This is a genomic window from Sporosarcina sp. Y352, assembly GCF_056786535.1.
In genome coordinates, this window is the sequence record NZ_JBXCJE010000003.1 from 247,918 (window position 1) to 264,234 (window position 16,317).

Consider the following 16,317-nt stretch of genomic DNA (forward strand, 5'->3'; position numbering starts at 1 on the left):
TTTTTAAAAACCACTTAAGCTTCAGTGTGATTAAATTGAAGTCGTTACTCGACCTACTGCTTGTCTGTCGAACTGCAACGTAGTACCTTCAGATACTTTAAGGAAAACCGATGAATCATCTACAGCGTCAATTGTACCGTGAATTCCACCAATTGTGATGACTTTATCTCCACGTTTCAAATCCGATTGCATTTGTTTCGTCGCTTTTTGTTTCTTCTGTGCTGGTCTGATTAACAAAAACCACATCACTGCGAACATCGCAACGAATGGTAATAATTGTACTAATCCTCCACTCATATAAATAGCCCCCTTTCAATCAAGATTAATTATACAAGATTTAAAAGTTTTTTGCATTCGGTTTATTAAATCCGTAGCTTTCAAAAAACTCTTCACGGAAATCTCCGAGACGATCTTGGCGAATTGCTTCCCTTACTTGCTCCATTAAATTAAGAAGAAAATGAAGGTTATGATAAGAAGTCAGCCTGATACCGAATGTTTCATCTGCTCTGATCAGATGCCTAATATAAGCCCGACTGTAGGTTTTACATACATGACAGCTGCAATTTTCATCAAGTGGACGGAAATCCCTTTCAAATTTCGCATTGCGGATGTTCAAACGCCCTTCACTCGTCATGAGCGTACCATTTCGCGCTATGCGTGTTGGTAGAACACAGTCGAACATATCAATACCGCGGATTGCGCCGTCAATGAGTGAATCAGGAGAACCTACACCCATCAGGTAACGTGGCTTGTCCGATGGCAGAAGAGGTGTCGTGTGTTCCAGAATACGGTTCATGATATCCTTCGGCTCGCCAACGGAAAGTCCGCCGATCGCATAACCTGGAAAATCAAGTGACACAAGGTCCTTTGCACTTTGCGCGCGCAGATCCTCAAATTCGCCTCCTTGCACAATTCCGAACAGTGCCTGATCATTTGGACGTGCATGTGCCCCTAGACACCTTTCAGCCCATCTGGACGTTCGTTCAACGCTTGCTTTCATATATTCACGCGTAGCAGGGAATGGCGGACATTCATCGAATGCCATCATGATATCTGCGCCTAGTGAATTTTGGATTTCCATTGCTTTTTCGGGACTTAGGAAGAGTTTGCTGCCATTTAAATGGTGTCTAAAATGGACGCCTTCTTCTTTAATCTTGCGGAATTCGCTCAATGAAAACACTTGGTAGCCGCCTGAATCAGTTAGAATCGGTCTATCCCAATTCATGAACTTATGTAGACCCCCTGCTTCTTCCACGATATCCTGCCCTGGACGCAACCATAGATGGTATGTGTTACTCAAAATAATACCCGCTCCGACTTCCTTCAGTTCTTCAGGAGACATGGTCTTAACGGTTGCCTGCGTACCAACGGGCATGAATGCTGGTGTTTCAAATGATCCGTGCGGTGTATGGACGATTCCAAGACGAGCCCCGGTCTGTTTACATGTTTTTATATGTTCATATGTGACTGCTGGCATTTTATAGTTCCTTCCTTTGTGACGGTTTGATGAACATTGCATCTCCAAAGCTAAAGAAGCGATATTTCTCCGCAACCGCTCGTTTGTATGCTGCAAGTATATGGTCCTTCGTTGATAAAGCTGAAATTAGCATGATTAATGTAGACTTAGGTAAATGGAAATTAGTTACAAGACCATCTAGAATACTGAATTGATAACCCGGGAAAATAAAAATGGATGTCCATCCACTTGAAGATACGATTTTACCATGATTAGCTGATGCAATGGTCTCCAAAGTTCTAGCAGATGTCGTACCGACCGCTATGACACGTCCTCCGGACTCTTTTACCTGGTTAATGGCATCCGCTGCTTGTTCGGTCACATGATAATATTCGGAATGCATTGTATGTTCCTCAATCGTATCTGCACTGACAGGACGGAATGTGCCTAAACCAACATGCAGTGTGATGAATGCAATGTTCACTCCTTTATTCCTAATGCTATCCAGAATTTCATCCGTGAAATGAAGTCCTGCTGTCGGTGCCGCGGCGGATCCCCGTTCTTTCGCAAACACCGTTTGATAGCGTGCCTGATCATCAAGCTTCTCGGTAATATAAGGCGGTAAAGGCATTTCGCCAAGGGCATCTAGAATTTCATAAAAAATCCCTTCGTAACGGAATTTAAATGCCCGTCCGCCCGTTTCCATAACGCCAGTGCAGGTTGCAGTTAAACGTCCGTCACCAAATGTGACAATTGTTCCAAGCTTCACACGTTTCGCGGGTTTTACAAGTGTTTCCCACTCATCATCTCCTGTTTGTTTCAGGAGTAAAACTTCAATCATGGCTCCAGTTTCTTCTTTAACACCCATTAGCCTTGCAGGCAGTACGCGCGTGTCATTCAGAACGAGCATGTCTCCAGCCTCGAGTTCATCAAGAAGGTCCCGGAAATGACGATGCTCCACTTCCCCAGTTTCACTGTCGAGAACCATCAGACGGCTTGCTGTACGGTCTAGTAGCGGTGTTTGCGCTATCAAGTTATCTGGTAGTTCGAAATCGAATTCATTTACATCCATCTACATATATTCTCCCTTTATAAGTAAGTTAAAATTCATGATGCTCCGGAATCGAATATCCGAAATGTTCATAAGCAAGACGAGTTGCAACACGTCCGCGTGGTGTACGCTGAATAAAACCTATTTGCAGCAGATACGGTTCATAGACATCCTCTATCGTCACGGATTCTTCACCAATACTTGCTGATATCGTGTCGATGCCTACGGGTCCCCCTCTGAAGCGCTCAATCATTCCTGCCAGTAACTTATGATCGATGTGGTCAAGCCCCCTGGAATCGACCTGAAGCATTTCGAGTGCTTCATTCGCCATATCTAAAGTAATGCTACCGTTACCCCTGACTTGTGCGTAATCACGTACACGACGCAACAGTCGGTTCGCAATTCTCGGGGTGCCGCGAGACCTGCGGGCGATTTCAACAGCTGCCAGACCGTCTATTGAAACTTCAAATAGACCTGCACTACGAATGACGATTTCTTTAAGTGGTTCAACATCATAATACTCAAGTCGGAGCGGAACACCAAATCTGTCGCGCAAAGGCGCAGACAATGCTCCGGCACGTGTTGTTGCACCAATCAGAGTGAATGGCGGCAAATCAAGCCTAATTGACCGTGCAGATGGCCCTTTCCCAACAACGATATCTAGACAAAAGTCTTCCATTGCGGGATATAGCACCTCTTCAATCGCGCGATTCAACCTATGTATTTCATCGATGAATAGCACATCCCCTGGCTCAAGGGATGAAACGACTGCCGCTAGATCACCAGGGCGTTCAATAGCAGGTCCGCTAGTCATTCGAATATTGACGCCCATTTCATTGGCAATAACGGTTGCGAGCGTCGTTTTCCCTAAACCAGGCGGTCCATATAATAAGACATGGTCTAAACTTTCGCTTCGGCCTCTTGCCGCTTCAATGAAAATACTGAGATTTTCCTTCACTTTTTCCTGTCCGATATACTGACTTAGAAATTGTGGTCTGAGCGATTGTTCAAAGCGCTCATCGAAATCCGATACTTCTCCCGAAATAACACGTTCCTCCATTGTCCACCCTCCTTTCTCTCATTGATAAAAATTTAAGTCTGTTTCAGAAGTAACCGAAGTGCCAACTTCATATAACCCTCAGTATCATGCTCTTCTTGTTCTAATTTTGATTTTATTTTTGTCAGTTCGCGCTGTGAGTAACCGAGTGCTTCCAATGCGAGTAACGCTTCATCAAGTGCTCCATTCTCCGCCATCGTCAGTAGTGTGACATCATCCTCGGGCATGTCCATTGCATTAAATAAATCATACAATTTACCTTTCAGATCTAGAATCATCTGTCGAGCAGTCTTTTTCCCCACTCCGGGAAATTGAATTAGGAAAGTCTCGTCTTCACGTTCGATGGCACCAATAACTTGTGATGGAATACCGCTTGCGAGTATTGCAAGGGCCCCTTTAGGTCCGATACCTGAAACGGTAATTAGCTTTTTAAATAACTCCCGCTGTTCAAGAGTTTTGAAGCCAAGGAGCAGTTGGATGTCTTCACGAACATGCAAATAAGTGAACACTTGCTGAATATCTTCAATTTTATGAAAAGCGTATGGATTCGGCGTTGCAATAAGCCAACCAATTCCACCTTGTTCAAGTGTGATATGTTCAGGAGTCACACGTGTGACCTGCCCTTTTATGTAGTCGTACAAACTTCTCTCCCCCTATATATATTAACCAATTATACCATACGAACGCACCTTCTACCTTTAACAGGAGTCGTTTTGCAAAAGAAAAGATGGCCGCTTTTTCGGCGGCCACCGGTTGTACAGTCGTTTTTAGCAGATTACATATATCATAGCAAGTACCTCGTTTTTAATCAATGAAGTTATACGGGTATGGTAATCAGAAAAGTGGTTCCTTTTCCGACACTGCTTTCCACCTTGATTTCCCCATTCAAATGCCTAATTGTACTATAAACCATTAGCATTCCTAGGCCTGTCCCCTTTTCTTTTGTAGAATAATAGGGTATTCCCAATTGAGAAATTCCTTGTTTCGACATACCAATTCCGCTGTCTTTAACAGTGATCAGTATATTCTTTTTGTATTCCGATATATCGACTTGAAGCGTTCCCCCATTTTGTTGCATCGACTCAATCCCATTTTTGAATAAATTAATGAGGCATTGTTGAATTTGATTTGAATCATAATTCCTTTTTAATGTATTGGTAAAATGTACTTGGATATCTACTTGGTTCATCTTGGCGTAAGGATGCATAATGTTTTCCACGTATTCAACTTCTTTTCTAAAATCAGATAAAACCATACTTTCTCCTTGTGGTTTCGAAAACATTAGAAAATCACTAACTATCTGTTCTGCCCGATTCAATTCTTTTATAGAAAAGTCTATATACGCTCTTTCATTGGATGTAATTGTTTTCGATTCGTTTAACAGCTGCAAGAAGCCATTCGTAACAGTTAAAGGATTTCTAATTTCGTGGGCTATGCTAGCCGATAAATCACTTATGTCATTCAGTCTTTCTGAACGCAAATACAATTCCCGCTTTTTAATATTAGTAATAATTTTTTCGACGATAGACACGATAATGAATACCACAACGAGGTGAGTGGTTATATAAAAGAGCACTAATGTCCAATACTCAACGGTTAGCTTTGGGAAAACAAAACTTAATGTAAAAAAATAAAAAGAAAATACTGATACACCGGTAACTGTTGCACAACAAACTCTTTTATGTGAGGACTGACGTATGAAATAACTATGCAATAAAGGAATCACTAGAAAAATGAGAGTGGAGAAAATGAGTGATTGATAAATTCCCTCTCCGCCGATGATAAACCGGTAAGCATTTAAAACGAGGTATAGTGGAAAAACCATCTTATACCCACCGTAAAGAGCTACAATTATAAACGGAATATATCTCAAATCTATGATGTATCCTTGATCTAATTTAATAGGGAATGCCATGCATAATATAAGGGAAACAGCCGATAGCGAAACGAGTATGTATTTATTGGAATTCGTTAACTTATCTTCAAAGAAAATTAAGGCCGTTAAAACCGGAAATAGTAAAAACAAGAAATTTAACAATATTGTTTCTATCAAGCCAAACTTCCTTCCTGACTTTCATCAATTTACATTCTTCATTGAAATTGTACACTATGGAACGACGCTAGTGTATATAATTCAATCACTCTAAAAAAAATATCCATCCACCAATCTTGCTTAGTGGATGGATATTACTATGAATCAAAATTAATCTTTCAATTCTGCATTATGGTAAACGTCTTGAACGTCGTCGTTATCTTCGAGGACTTCTAGCATTTTTTCAAACTGTTCTTCATCTTCTCCGCTTAAAGCGGTATACATAGAAGGTATCATCTCAATTTCTGCAGAAATAAAATTGATTCCTTCCGATTCAAGTGTTTCTTTTACTGTTAAAAAATCTGATGGTTGTGTGATGATCTCAAAGCCATCTTCCGTTGAATCGATATCATCAGCCCCAGCTTCAAGCGCAGCCATCATGACGGCATCTTCATCAGTGCTGTTCGTCCGTTCAATGAAAAGACGTCCCTTGCGAACAAAAAGGTAACCAACTGAACCCGCTTCACCAAGATTACCGCCATTTTTACTGAAACCTACCCGAACATTCGGAGCAGTCCGATTACGATTTTCTGTTAAACAGTAAACGAGAACAGCCACTCCACCGGGGCCGTATCCCTCATAGATGACTTCTTCATAGTTTTCGTCTGCACCTGACCCACTTGCTTTATCGACCGCACGTTTAATGACATCATTCGGAACATTGACGCTTTTTGCTTTTTCAATAGCCAGGCGAAGAGCTGCGTTCGAATCCACATCCGGACCACCTGTTTTTGCCGCCACAAAAATCTCTTTCGACATCTTTTGAAACACCTTACCGCGTTTTGCATCTTGTGCACCTTTACGATTTTGTATGTTTTTCCACTTCGAATGCCCTGCCACCTGACATTACCCCCTATATGTTTATCCGCTCTATATCATACCATAATTTCGGCCAATGAGAGAGTGCGGATTTTGTAAAAGGGATTAGCTGTTTCGCTTGCCTCTCCCTAGCTGACGCTGTCAGGGAAAAGAAGTGTAGCCATTCGCGGAGCAGTTCATTTGGAAAAAGAAGCAACGTCTTTGATGCATGATCGAGCTTTTGCAGTGAAGGCTGTTCATCAAATAAAAAATCAATATCATATCCGATTTGGGGAAGCACACGATGTATCCAAAGGGCAATTTCAGTACCCGCTGGACCAGTGCTTGCCAAATCGAAATCGATAAAACGAATACTCCCTTTTCTATCGCGAAGAATATTATGATGGACGACATCCCCATGTAGCAACGTTCCATCCAAGTTGTCTTTATAGGTTTTCTTTACTGAGCTAATCGCGTTTAATGCATAAAACAAGATTTCATCGACATAGCCTTTTCCAATATACGCCTCACATGCTCCGCCAATTTCGCGGAATCGACTTATCCGATCTTCCCACTTCGCGATGAGTGGGTACGGATGTAAATAAGGTGAGGCATGCCAGTCGAGTTGTGCATTCGTTTCATGAAGAGCATGAAGAGCAGCAAGCGAATCTGTACGATCTGCTCTTTTTTTAAAATTAACTGCTTTAGCGCCATCCAACCAAGGTTGAACAAACGTCAGCTGATTTTCTTGCTTAATAACATCTACAACATGTGGAAACGATACAGATCGGAGTGCCTGATGTATACGATGTACTTTCATGGCAGTGGAGCTGGAATGGTAACGTTTCACCGAAAATCGATTTCCGTCTTTCTCCAACTTCCACACATTATCTTTTATTTTTTCTAATTTCCCGTCCGGCCCCATAGGCCTTTCAATACGCTCCATACCAGTTCGGTCCGTTATAAGGCTGAGCCATTCCGCTATGCGGTGCTTGTTGCATGCATGTAGGGCATCCACATGGCTGCCCGTAATATAACGGAAGCATCATTGGCTGGTGACATGGTTGTTGTTGTTGGTGGTGATGATGGTGCTGTTGCTGTTCATTACATCCTGGGCACCCACATCCGCATCCAGGCGGTGGACTCGGCTGTTGCATGGGATAACCGAATTGTGCAGGATTCCATTGTGTTTCAGCCGCTGGTGAAATTAACTGCGGTATATAGCTTTGCTCAGGAGGACACGGAACAGGTGGCTGTAGGTCAAATTCTGGTGATTCGTCAAACATTAATGCGGGTGCAACTGGCTGTTCATCCGGGTACATAGAAACGTGCGGCATGACAAAACCGGGTGATTCTGTAGTCATAAACTCTGGCGATTCCATTAATTTCCATCCCTCAATAAGAGGACTTTCTTCTAAGTCCATTATAGGCTGCTGAACAGGGAGTATTGGTGATTCCAGTTCAGGCATCAGAAACTGTGTAGATTGTAGTGGCATTTGCATTGGCGGAGTAGCGTGGTGCATGGGTACCTCCGGACTTTGCATTGCTTGAATTTGACCCGAATGCATGAATGGATAACAATCCGCATCATAGATTGGCATCCAGCCACATGGAATTCCTATAATTGGCTGCATACATGGAGTCATCGGATACGACTGTACAGGCATCGGCATCTGTATCTGCATTTGTGTCTGTGTCTGCATTTGCGTTGGCATTTGTGCCGGCATTTGCGTCGGCATCGGCATTGGCATTTGCTCCGGCATTGGCATTGGCATTGGCATTGGCATTGGCATTGGCATCTGCATTTGCATTTGCGTCTGCGTCTGCGTTTGCGTTTGCGTCGGCATTGGCATCGGTACTGGAGTAGGTGCCGGCATTTGAACTGGTGGCGCTGGTGGCGCTATTAACGGCGATTCCATTTGCGTTGGAGGTAATGTTATCGGTATGGGTACCGGAGTTGGTGCTTTCGGCAACGGTACGGGTGCTGGCGGCGCCGGCTTTACTTCTTTTTTTGGTGGCGGAGGCACTTGCCCCTTCCCTTTTTCAGGTTGCTTAACATGTTCTGTTTTATCACCTTTAGTTCCTTGCTGTCCTGCATTATGGTGTTTTTTGGGTAGGAATATTTTCATCCCAGGCACAATATAATCCGGATTGGCGAGATGCGCATTCACCCGCTTTAAATCTTCGAACGGGATACTGTATTGACGCGCTATCTTCCACAGCGTATCCCCTTTTACCACAATATGGACTTCCACTTAAAAAATTCCCCCTTCCATCAACTCATCGTATGAACGGACGCCCGTCTGTGTGACGCTCATTTTAGACGAGATGTCCTCTCTAACCATGTATATGCTGGAATGGGTTGTTTATTCAAATGAAAAGCTGAAACGTCCCGGTAGATGCGACAGGCATAAGGCGGAATGGCGGAGCGGTGTCTTTTCCGCAAAGTCAGACCGACTTATGACCCGGGCATCTGGACGTTGAAGCTAGACATCATGAAAAGCGGAAACGTCCTGGGTAGATGCGACAGGCATAAGGCTTGAAAACAAAAAACCGGCACTGTCATTTTAAATGACGTGTCGGCAGTTGGTCGTATGTATAATAAGATCCGAACGAATTGACAGAACAGTTTAGTGCAGCAAGTTCTTCCAACGCGCCCTTCATCATTGGATGTTCATCAGATTCCATTACATCAATGATAAAGAAATAGTTTCCAAGCCCTGTCTTCATCGGCCTTGATTCAATTTTACTCAAATTGAGCCTGCGCCATGCAAAAACGGATAGTACCTGATGTAGTACCCCTGAACGATCATCTTCAGGCAGTTTCACCATTAATGTTGTTTTAATTTTTTCGGAATGGCCTTCCATTTCCAATAAACCTTTTCGCAATGATACTATGACAAACCGTGTATGATTAAAATGAAAATCATGTATATTTTCTTCTGCGATATGTAGACCGTATTTTTCGGCTGATAACTCGTTTCCGATTGCAGCGATTTTTTCTCCCGGGTTCTCGGAAATATATTTGGCGGCAGCTGCTGTTGACGTTGTCTGGATCAACGGGACACGGCGGTAATGATATTGTAAGTACTTATGACATTGAGCAAGAGCATGAGGATGAGAATTAATGGATTCCAGTTCATTAATAAATGGAATTTGAGCTTTATTAACCATGAGATGCTGTTTAACTGCAATTGATGTTTCGGCATTGATGAAGAGATCTTTGCCATGAAACAAATAGTCAATCGTCATCGGTACGGACCCTTCCAATGCGTTTTCAAGCGGGACAAGCGCATAGGCAACACGCCCTTCCACCACTGCTTCAATGCAATCCGGTATCGTCGGAAACGGAATCAGTCCCGACGATCCAAATAGATTGTTTGCTGCAACATGTGTGAATGATGCTTCTGGCCCTAAATAGGCAACACTTGGTGTATATTTTCCATTTTCCATCCTATGATTCCCCCATCAGAGTGCACCTGAACTGATTAAAATAACTGAATCAACAAAGTCAGGTGATTTCAACCGTTGCAGGAACTCTTCCATTTTTATAGTCATTTCTGTCACGTCCAGCGACAAGGTAATATTAGCCCGAGCCTGGACCGGTATTGTCTGGTGAATTGTCAAGACGTTACATTTCGCCTCCGAGACAATTTGCAATAATGTCGAAAGCGACCCCTTCCGATCTTCGAGCTGAATGAAAATCGTCAGGATACGCTCGCGTGCAATTGATTCAAACGGGTACACAGTATCACGGTATTTGTAAAATGCACTTCGGGACAGGCCTACCTTTTTTGTAGCATCTTGTATCGTTGATTCCTCTCCGCTTGCCAAAAGCCTTTTCGCTTCAAGCATTTTCAGCATCGATTCTGTCAGTACGTCTTCCCGTACAAGGTAAAACTGACCTTCCCCCAACCGCTTCATAGGATGTCCCCCTCCGTGTGCACCACACATTTTGTAATTGCATCGAATCATAAACCAAGTAGTTAATCCATGAATTCAAATTCAAAATCAAGAAGTCGTACGGTATCTCCGTCTTTCGCACCGCGTTCACGAAGTGCATCATCTACACCCATTCCACGCAATTGTCTTGAGAATTTACGGACCGATTGGTCAAAGTTAAAGTCCGTCATTACAAACAGACGTTCAATTGTATAACCAGACAAGATGAATGCTCCATCGTCATCACGTGAAATTTCAAACTCAGGTGCTTCCGCTTCATGTTTATAAAGAACAGAAGTTTCTTTATCTTCATCTTCAATTTCATGCATCGGGAATTCTGAAGTAACTTCAAGTAAATCGACAACAGCATGAAGAAGTTCGTCAAGACCGCTTCGAGTGAGTGCAGAAATCGGGAAAATCATTGCATCTTCATCGTTCAATTTTTGCTTGAATGCTTTGAGATTATCTTCCGATTCAGGCATGTCCATTTTATTTGCAACAATAATTTGTGGGCGTTCTGTTAATCGCAAGTTATACTGCTCTAGTTCTTCATTGATTGTTAAGAAGTCCTCATATGGGTCGCGTCCTTCAAGCCCGGACATATCGATAACATGGATAATAACTCGTGTCCGTTCAATATGACGAAGGAACTGATGACCTAGACCAACACCTTGGTGTGCCCCCTCAATTAAGCCCGGAAGATCAGCCAATACGAATCCACGGTGATCATCTGTTTCAACCATTCCTAAATTCGGAACAAGTGTAGTAAAATGATAATCCGCAATTTTAGGTTTCGCCGCTGAAACGACAGACAATAACGTCGATTTCCCTACACTCGGGAACCCAACAAGACCCGCGTCCGCAAGAACTTTCAGCTCTAGATTAATCTCGCGATTGACACCAGGTTCTCCTTTTTCAGACAGTTCTGGTGCAGGATTTGAAGATGTAGCAAATCGGCTGTTACCGCGTCCTCCACGACCACCTTTAGCAATGACTGCTGTCTGGCCATGTTCAACAAGGTCAGCGATAATTGTACCGTCTTCAGCATCCGTCACAATCGTGCCAGGCGGAACTTTGACAACTATGTCTTCTGCATTTTTGCCATGCATGTTTTTACTACCACCATGCTCACCGCGTGGCGCCTTGAAATGACGTTGGTAACGGAAATCCATCAGTGTACGCAATCCTTCATCTACGATGAAAACGACGTTAGCCCCTTTTCCTCCATCACCACCTGCGGGTCCACCATAGGCGATGTATTTCTCGCGACGAAAGGCAACCATTCCATCACCACCGTCACCGCCTTTAACATAAATCTTAACGTGATCGACAAACATGTATTTTCCTCCTATTGTCCACTGATTGTGAACGTCCATTGATTGTGTAAAAGTGTTTCGTGAACAGTAAAGTTTCCAGTCGCTTTTGGTGCTGGAACTTTGTGTTCCATATTCCCCTGGACATTGATTGTAATTGACCAGCTTGTTAAATTGGCTTGGACATTAATTTCCGTCTTATACTCGGAGGTCGGGTCCAGTGTTTTCTCTCCTACACTGAATACGTTTTCCAAATAGGCTACAACTGATTCATCCTCTGCTTCACGTTTGCCAGAAATAATGGTGGACGTCAATGTAGTGGAATAGGAAACGTAGAGCCAATTGAATTCAGCTAGCCACCTTTCAACAGCAGGCATTCCAAGCCTTTCCAACATCGCTATCTGACGCATCTGTTCTGTTGTATCCATAATTTTCTGTCTTGCTTCGGGTAGTTTATCGAGGTCGATATAGAGCAAGATTAATTGGAGTTCATTTAAAAAATCATGTCTTGCAAATTTTAGCGCTTGCGCCGTGGTTAGCTCTTTGTTCCCCATTTTCATTCACCGCCAACAATTTTCATGTATATAGTATAGCATCTGTTACCTAGAAATGCGCTAGGCGTTCGCTTATACGCAACAGGCATTAGAGATGAACACTTTTTTAGCGTTTGAAAAGAGAAAAAGGACTGCACATTTGTATGCAGTCCTTTCTGTCGTACGTATATTATGCTTCCTGAACTTCAGGGTATACGCTAACTTTCTTTTTGTCACGACCATAACGTTCGAAACGAACGACGCCGTCAACTTTTGCGAAAAGAGTATCGTCACCACCGCGACCGACGTTTTCACCTGGATGAATTTTCGTTCCGCGCTGACGATAAAGGATTGAGCCGCCAGAAACAAACTGTCCGTCCGCGCGTTTTGCGCCAAGACGTTTCGAGTGAGAGTCACGACCGTTCCGTGTAGAACCTACCCCTTTTTTCGATGCGAAAAACTGGAGATCTAAACGTAGCATGTATGCCACCTCCTACTATTTAAGGATAATTTTTATATGTTGCCCATAGTCATTCTCAATCGTCTGCAATGAAACAATCATCGCCTTTACAATCAACTGTGTATCGTGATCGTTTTTTTCACTTTCCGGAAAAATGACTTTCAAATAACCGCCGTCCGATCCTTGTAGAATCTCAGGGGTATTGCCTGTTAGTGCAATGATGGCATTAACAGCACCAAACGATACTGCAGATGCTCCCGCACAGACAAGGTCTTTTCCATGTTCCGCGAAATCAGCGTGGCCCGTCATCTCAAAAGAGTTTATACGACCAGTAGATTGGTTCTTGTTTATGATGATTTTGATCATGCCGGCTTACAGGTTGATACCGTCAATGACGATTTTCGTGTATGGCTGACGATGACCTTGTTTTCTGTGGTAGTTCTTTCTTTTCTTGTATTTGAAAACAGTGATTTTTTTAGCACGGCCCTGTTTAACAACAGTTCCTGTAACTGTAGCACCTTCCACGAATGGAATGCCTACTTTCACGTCTTCTCCACCTACGAAAAGAACTTTGTCGAAAGTGACGACTTCGTCAGCTTCACCAGCTACTTTTTCAATGTAGATTTCCTGGCCTTTTTCAACTTTAATTTGTTTTCCACCAGTTTCAATAATTGCGTACATACTTGCACCTCCTCTTATAAATACAGACTCGCCTTCAAAGGTGATCCTACGGATACTTGTACCTTATCAGTGCGGTTGTAGCACGGGTGCTACAAACATTAACATTTGAATATTACCACGTATATTTTTTTATGTCAATCTATTTAATTTAATTTCTGCAAATGCTTTTTCATATTTTCGGAAACGAAAAACGGAGATGTTCTGAATTAGAAGAAATAGCGCGAGAAGAATGTAAGGTAACGTTTTAGGTAATCCTGAAGTTAACAGGATGATTCCCGCGGAAATGAATAGAATGGAATGTAGAAGAAAGATTGACCTAGTACGATAAATTGATCCTTCAGTCTCAAGCAGTGCGCAGATTGCCTGTCCACCGTCAAGAGGAAGAACAGGAAGTAAATTGAGTAAAAGAAGTGCTACCTGAACCTGTATGACCAGGTCGTCACCGGGAAACGGAATCCATATAGCCACTAAAAAAACTACCAGAGTTGCGAGTGGACCACTGAGCGCGACGATAATACGATCATTTTTAGAAGCTTCATGACGGTTCAAGAAAACGATCTCACCGCCATAAGGCATGATCGTACAAGATCGAATTCGCATGCCTGTAAAATACGCCGCGACCAGATGCCCCGCCTCATGAATAAGCAGTGATATAAAGATAATTGCATATACGGAAATATTACCTGTTATTATTAAAAACAAGAAAAAAGGCAGGAGAACTGGATGAAGCCTGAGTTTCATTTTTTCCCGCCCGAAAGATATGCAGGTAAGAGGGAAGCTTCGATTCTCACACCATCTTGCTTCACCTTAAGGTAAATTGCACCCTCATCCATCAGAGCCAGCGTGTCCCCTTTTTTCACGGCAGTATACGGCAGTTTATAAAATTCCCCGACGAACCCATACGTCACTTCATCTCCGCCTTCATACAGCACTGTGACGGTCTTACCTGATTCGCGGGTGAAGCCAGTGAATATGACAAGTCCATTATCAATTGCGTCAATCGCCATTGGTTGTGTATAGGACACAATCACTCCATCTTTATAGGGCTGCATTGATTCGTAAGCAGATAAAGGGTCTAGCTGTTGCGGATCTCCCATAACTGCAATTTTGTCTGGCCCCGAATCTTTAATGATCGTTGCCACCCATTTCTTCATCGCCACAAAATCTTTCCCTGACGTGACAAATTGCGTTACAGGTTGTTTGATAACACCAGTATCTTCAAGCTTCGCCACACCCAAAACGCCTAGCGTCAGGACAATTGCTACCATCCATTTCGTTTTCCATTTCAAAAGGTCACACCACCCGTTTTTTTTAGTATATGACGCCTGCGCTGTGAATATTTTGGGTGTGGTAAGAATTCCATGATTTCAGGTAAATATATGTGACCACAGCACCCCTCATAATTAACCTTAATAACACATGAAACCCCCGACACTCAAAGCGTGTTGGGGGTTTCATGTGTTATTTTGAAAATAGAGCTTTCAGTTTTCCAAAGAATCCAGGTTTTCCGGTGTCGATTGACATGAGCGGAACAGATTCTCCGAGAATACGGCGTGCAATGTTGCGATAGCCGACGGAGGCCGGGTTCGATGGATCCATCACGACAGGTTCTCCTTTGTTCGAAGAGGAGATAACACTTTCGTCATCTAAGATAATACCGAGCAAATCAATCGACAAGTGTGTCGTAATATCATTGACGTCAAGCGCATCTCCGTTGTTCATAAGATGTCTTTTGATACGATTGATGATTAGTTTCGGGGGTTCGATGTCCTCCTGCTCAAGCAGGCCGATGATACGATCAGCGTCCCGTACAGCTGAGATTTCAGGGGTTGTTACGACGATAGCACGGTCTGCACCGGCGATGGCATTTTTGAACCCTTGTTCAATCCCAGCCGGGCAATCTATTAATATATAATCATAATCTCGTTTTAGTTCGGTGATTAATGTTTTCATCTGTTCGGGGTTGACCGCGTTTTTATCAACAGTCTGTGCAGCCGGTAATAAAAAGAGTCCGTTTTCAAAGCGTTTGTCTTTCACAAGTGCCTGTTGTACTTTACAACGGCCTTCGATGACATCCACAAGATCATAGATTATACGATTTTCAAGGCCAAGAATGACGTCAAGGTTTCGGAGACCGATGTCGGTGTCAATGAGACATACTTTTTTTCCTTGAAGGGCCAATGCGGTTCCAAGGTTTGCCGATGTGGTCGTTTTACCGACGCCGCCTTTACCAGATGTTATTACGATTGCTTCTCCCACACTAGCTTCCTCCTTTGAATGATGACAGACCAGGCCGAAGAATTCGGAGTTCCTGCAGACGATCAATGGCGATGAAGCCGTTCGGATGCAAATAAGCACATTCCATTTCGGGCTGTTCCGACAATATCGTCAATTCATCAGTCATCGTTTCCATTTTGTCCGCAATCATGAGATGCGTCGCCTCGAGCCATGATGCCGCGATGACAGCATTTGAATTGCCAGTTGAACCTGCGTGAGCGATTCCTTTCAACCTGCCTAGAATATAAATACTGCCAGCAGCAACAACTCGACCATTGGGATTCACATCACCAATGACAACTAAATCCCCTTCAGCTGTAACGACCTGACCTGACCGTACAATGCCGACATAGGTTTCGGATTGGTTTTCAAGCACTTTTCTGTTACATTCATCCATCGTAATAACATCACTTTGGATTTTCGATACACGTAAATTCGGTGAGCCATGAATGGTGTTCATGATTTCTTTCAATTCTTCTTCATCGCAATAGCGCCTGCCTGTATGGACCTGAACTTCAGCAAGCCCTTCCAATCCGTCTTCATCTACTTTTCTACGGAGCTCGGCAATCATGTCCGAATAAGCACATTTGTCGTCTAGCCGAAGAACAAGACCGTCTTTTGTCCCTTTTATCGTTACATATTGCTGTTTCGTCAATT

The 16,317-nt window shown here is 43.2% G+C and carries 20 protein-coding genes and 1 other annotated feature; all 20 genes read right to left on the minus strand.

Translation table 11 applies throughout. The features are described 5' to 3' along the window. Positions 1-30: 30 nt before the first annotated feature. Positions 31-297: a preprotein translocase subunit YajC gene (gene yajC, locus AC1TO6_RS06715; RefSeq protein WP_482100834.1), complete on the minus strand. Its 267-nt coding sequence runs from the start codon at positions 295-297 to the stop codon at positions 31-33. Positions 298-337: 40 nt separating this feature from the next. Beyond that, positions 338-1,477 carry a tRNA guanosine(34) transglycosylase Tgt gene (gene tgt, locus AC1TO6_RS06720; protein WP_482100835.1) on the minus strand — a complete coding sequence of 380 codons (1,140 nt, stop codon included), beginning with the start codon at positions 1,475-1,477 and terminating at the stop codon, positions 338-340. A gap of 1 nt (position 1,478) precedes the next feature. Then, the gene (queA, locus tag AC1TO6_RS06725; RefSeq protein ID WP_482100836.1) at positions 1,479-2,528 is read right to left on the minus strand and encodes a tRNA preQ1(34) S-adenosylmethionine ribosyltransferase-isomerase QueA; all 1,050 of its coding nucleotides are present in this window, start codon (positions 2,526-2,528) and stop codon (positions 1,479-1,481) included. Between the two features lie 28 nt (positions 2,529-2,556). Next, positions 2,557-3,567, minus strand: a complete 1,011-nt coding sequence (gene ruvB / locus AC1TO6_RS06730) for a Holliday junction branch migration DNA helicase RuvB (protein ID WP_482100837.1) — start codon at positions 3,565-3,567, stop codon at positions 2,557-2,559. Positions 3,568-3,599: 32 nt separating this feature from the next. Further along, the gene (gene ruvA / locus AC1TO6_RS06735; RefSeq protein WP_482100838.1) at positions 3,600-4,205 is read right to left on the minus strand and encodes a Holliday junction branch migration protein RuvA; all 606 of its coding nucleotides are present in this window, start codon (positions 4,203-4,205) and stop codon (positions 3,600-3,602) included. 176 nt (positions 4,206-4,381) lie between these two features. Continuing rightward, positions 4,382-5,617, minus strand: coding sequence for an ATP-binding protein (locus AC1TO6_RS06740; protein WP_482100839.1), 1,236 nt, complete (start codon positions 5,615-5,617; stop codon positions 4,382-4,384). A gap of 150 nt (positions 5,618-5,767) precedes the next feature. After that, positions 5,768-6,496 (minus strand): YebC/PmpR family DNA-binding transcriptional regulator, encoded by a 729-nt coding sequence (locus AC1TO6_RS06745; RefSeq protein ID WP_482100840.1) that lies wholly within the window; start codon positions 6,494-6,496, stop codon positions 5,768-5,770. A gap of 13 nt (positions 6,497-6,509) precedes the next feature. Continuing rightward, positions 6,510-7,400 carry a phosphotransferase gene (locus AC1TO6_RS06750; protein WP_482100841.1) on the minus strand — a complete coding sequence of 297 codons (891 nt, stop codon included), beginning with the start codon at positions 7,398-7,400 and terminating at the stop codon, positions 6,510-6,512. After that, positions 7,387-8,709 (minus strand): LysM peptidoglycan-binding domain-containing protein, encoded by a 1,323-nt coding sequence (locus tag AC1TO6_RS06755; RefSeq protein ID WP_482100842.1) that lies wholly within the window; start codon positions 8,707-8,709, stop codon positions 7,387-7,389. The genes AC1TO6_RS06750 and AC1TO6_RS06755 overlap by 14 nt, the downstream gene beginning before the upstream one ends. Before the next feature lie 307 nt (positions 8,710-9,016). After that, positions 9,017-9,907: a prephenate dehydratase gene (gene pheA / locus AC1TO6_RS06760; protein ID WP_482100843.1), complete on the minus strand. Its 891-nt coding sequence runs from the start codon at positions 9,905-9,907 to the stop codon at positions 9,017-9,019. Positions 9,908-9,922: 15 nt separating this feature from the next. Further along, on the minus strand, positions 9,923-10,378 hold the full coding sequence (locus AC1TO6_RS06765; RefSeq protein WP_482100844.1) for an ACT domain-containing protein: 456 nt from the start codon (positions 10,376-10,378) through the stop codon (positions 9,923-9,925). A 62-nt stretch (positions 10,379-10,440) separates the two neighbouring features. Further along, positions 10,441-11,733 (minus strand): GTPase ObgE, encoded by a 1,293-nt coding sequence (gene obgE / locus AC1TO6_RS06770; RefSeq protein WP_482100845.1) that lies wholly within the window; start codon positions 11,731-11,733, stop codon positions 10,441-10,443. Positions 11,734-11,744: 11 nt separating this feature from the next. Then, positions 11,745-12,263 carry a Spo0B domain-containing protein gene (locus AC1TO6_RS06775; RefSeq protein ID WP_482100846.1) on the minus strand — a complete coding sequence of 173 codons (519 nt, stop codon included), beginning with the start codon at positions 12,261-12,263 and terminating at the stop codon, positions 11,745-11,747. Positions 12,264-12,432: 169 nt separating this feature from the next. Next, positions 12,433-12,723 (minus strand): 50S ribosomal protein L27, encoded by a 291-nt coding sequence (rpmA, locus tag AC1TO6_RS06780; protein ID WP_482100847.1) that lies wholly within the window; start codon positions 12,721-12,723, stop codon positions 12,433-12,435. A 15-nt stretch (positions 12,724-12,738) separates the two neighbouring features. Continuing rightward, on the minus strand, positions 12,739-13,068 hold the full coding sequence (locus tag AC1TO6_RS06785; protein WP_482100848.1) for a ribosomal-processing cysteine protease Prp: 330 nt from the start codon (positions 13,066-13,068) through the stop codon (positions 12,739-12,741). A 6-nt stretch (positions 13,069-13,074) separates the two neighbouring features. Continuing rightward, entirely contained in the window at positions 13,075-13,383 is a 309-nt protein-coding gene (gene rplU, locus AC1TO6_RS06790; protein WP_482100849.1) for a 50S ribosomal protein L21, read from the minus strand. 14 nt (positions 13,384-13,397) lie between these two features. Then, positions 13,398-13,470 (minus strand) — a sequence feature (ribosomal protein L21 leader region). 42 nt (positions 13,471-13,512) lie between these two features. After that, positions 13,513-14,124 carry a site-2 protease family protein gene (locus AC1TO6_RS06795; protein ID WP_482100850.1) on the minus strand — a complete coding sequence of 204 codons (612 nt, stop codon included), beginning with the start codon at positions 14,122-14,124 and terminating at the stop codon, positions 13,513-13,515. Beyond that, complete coding sequence (locus AC1TO6_RS06800; RefSeq protein WP_482100851.1) at positions 14,121-14,672, minus strand: hypothetical protein; 552 nt, start codon at positions 14,670-14,672, stop codon at positions 14,121-14,123. The genes AC1TO6_RS06795 and AC1TO6_RS06800 overlap by 4 nt, the downstream gene beginning before the upstream one ends. Positions 14,673-14,844: 172 nt before the next feature. After that, positions 14,845-15,642, minus strand: coding sequence for a septum site-determining protein MinD (minD, locus tag AC1TO6_RS06805; protein ID WP_482100852.1), 798 nt, complete (start codon positions 15,640-15,642; stop codon positions 14,845-14,847). A 1-nt stretch (position 15,643) separates the two neighbouring features. Next, positions 15,644-16,315, minus strand: a complete 672-nt coding sequence (gene minC / locus AC1TO6_RS06810; protein ID WP_482100853.1) for a septum site-determining protein MinC — start codon at positions 16,313-16,315, stop codon at positions 15,644-15,646. Positions 16,316-16,317: the final 2 nt, after the last annotated feature.

Excerpts from the sequence above, each read along its gene's own strand:
- ruvB (WP_482100837.1), bottom strand. The coding sequence starts at position 3,567 with ATGGAGGAACGTGTTATTTCGGGAGAAGTATCGGATTTCGATGAGCGC.
- tgt (WP_482100835.1), bottom strand. The coding sequence starts at position 1,477 with ATGCCAGCAGTCACATATGAACATATAAAAACATGTAAACAGACCGGG.
- AC1TO6_RS06795 (WP_482100850.1), bottom strand. The coding sequence starts at position 14,124 with ATGAAACTCAGGCTTCATCCAGTTCTCCTGCCTTTTTTCTTGTTTTTA.
- queA (WP_482100836.1), bottom strand. The coding sequence starts at position 2,528 with ATGGATGTAAATGAATTCGATTTCGAACTACCAGATAACTTGATAGCG.
- AC1TO6_RS06775 (WP_482100846.1), bottom strand. The coding sequence starts at position 12,263 with ATGGGGAACAAAGAGCTAACCACGGCGCAAGCGCTAAAATTTGCAAGA.
- pheA (WP_482100843.1), bottom strand. The coding sequence starts at position 9,907 with ATGGAAAATGGAAAATATACACCAAGTGTTGCCTATTTAGGGCCAGAA.
- AC1TO6_RS06785 (WP_482100848.1), bottom strand. The coding sequence starts at position 13,068 with ATGATCAAAATCATCATAAACAAGAACCAATCTACTGGTCGTATAAAC.
- AC1TO6_RS06750 (WP_482100841.1), bottom strand. The coding sequence starts at position 7,400 with ATGGAGCGTATTGAAAGGCCTATGGGGCCGGACGGGAAATTAGAAAAA.
- obgE (WP_482100845.1), bottom strand. The coding sequence starts at position 11,733 with ATGTTTGTCGATCACGTTAAGATTTATGTTAAAGGCGGTGACGGTGGT.
- AC1TO6_RS06765 (WP_482100844.1), bottom strand. The coding sequence starts at position 10,378 with ATGAAGCGGTTGGGGGAAGGTCAGTTTTACCTTGTACGGGAAGACGTA.
- yajC (WP_482100834.1), bottom strand. The coding sequence starts at position 297 with ATGAGTGGAGGATTAGTACAATTATTACCATTCGTTGCGATGTTCGCA.
- rpmA (WP_482100847.1), bottom strand. The coding sequence starts at position 12,723 with ATGCTACGTTTAGATCTCCAGTTTTTCGCATCGAAAAAAGGGGTAGGT.
- rplU (WP_482100849.1), bottom strand. The coding sequence starts at position 13,383 with ATGTACGCAATTATTGAAACTGGTGGAAAACAAATTAAAGTTGAAAAA.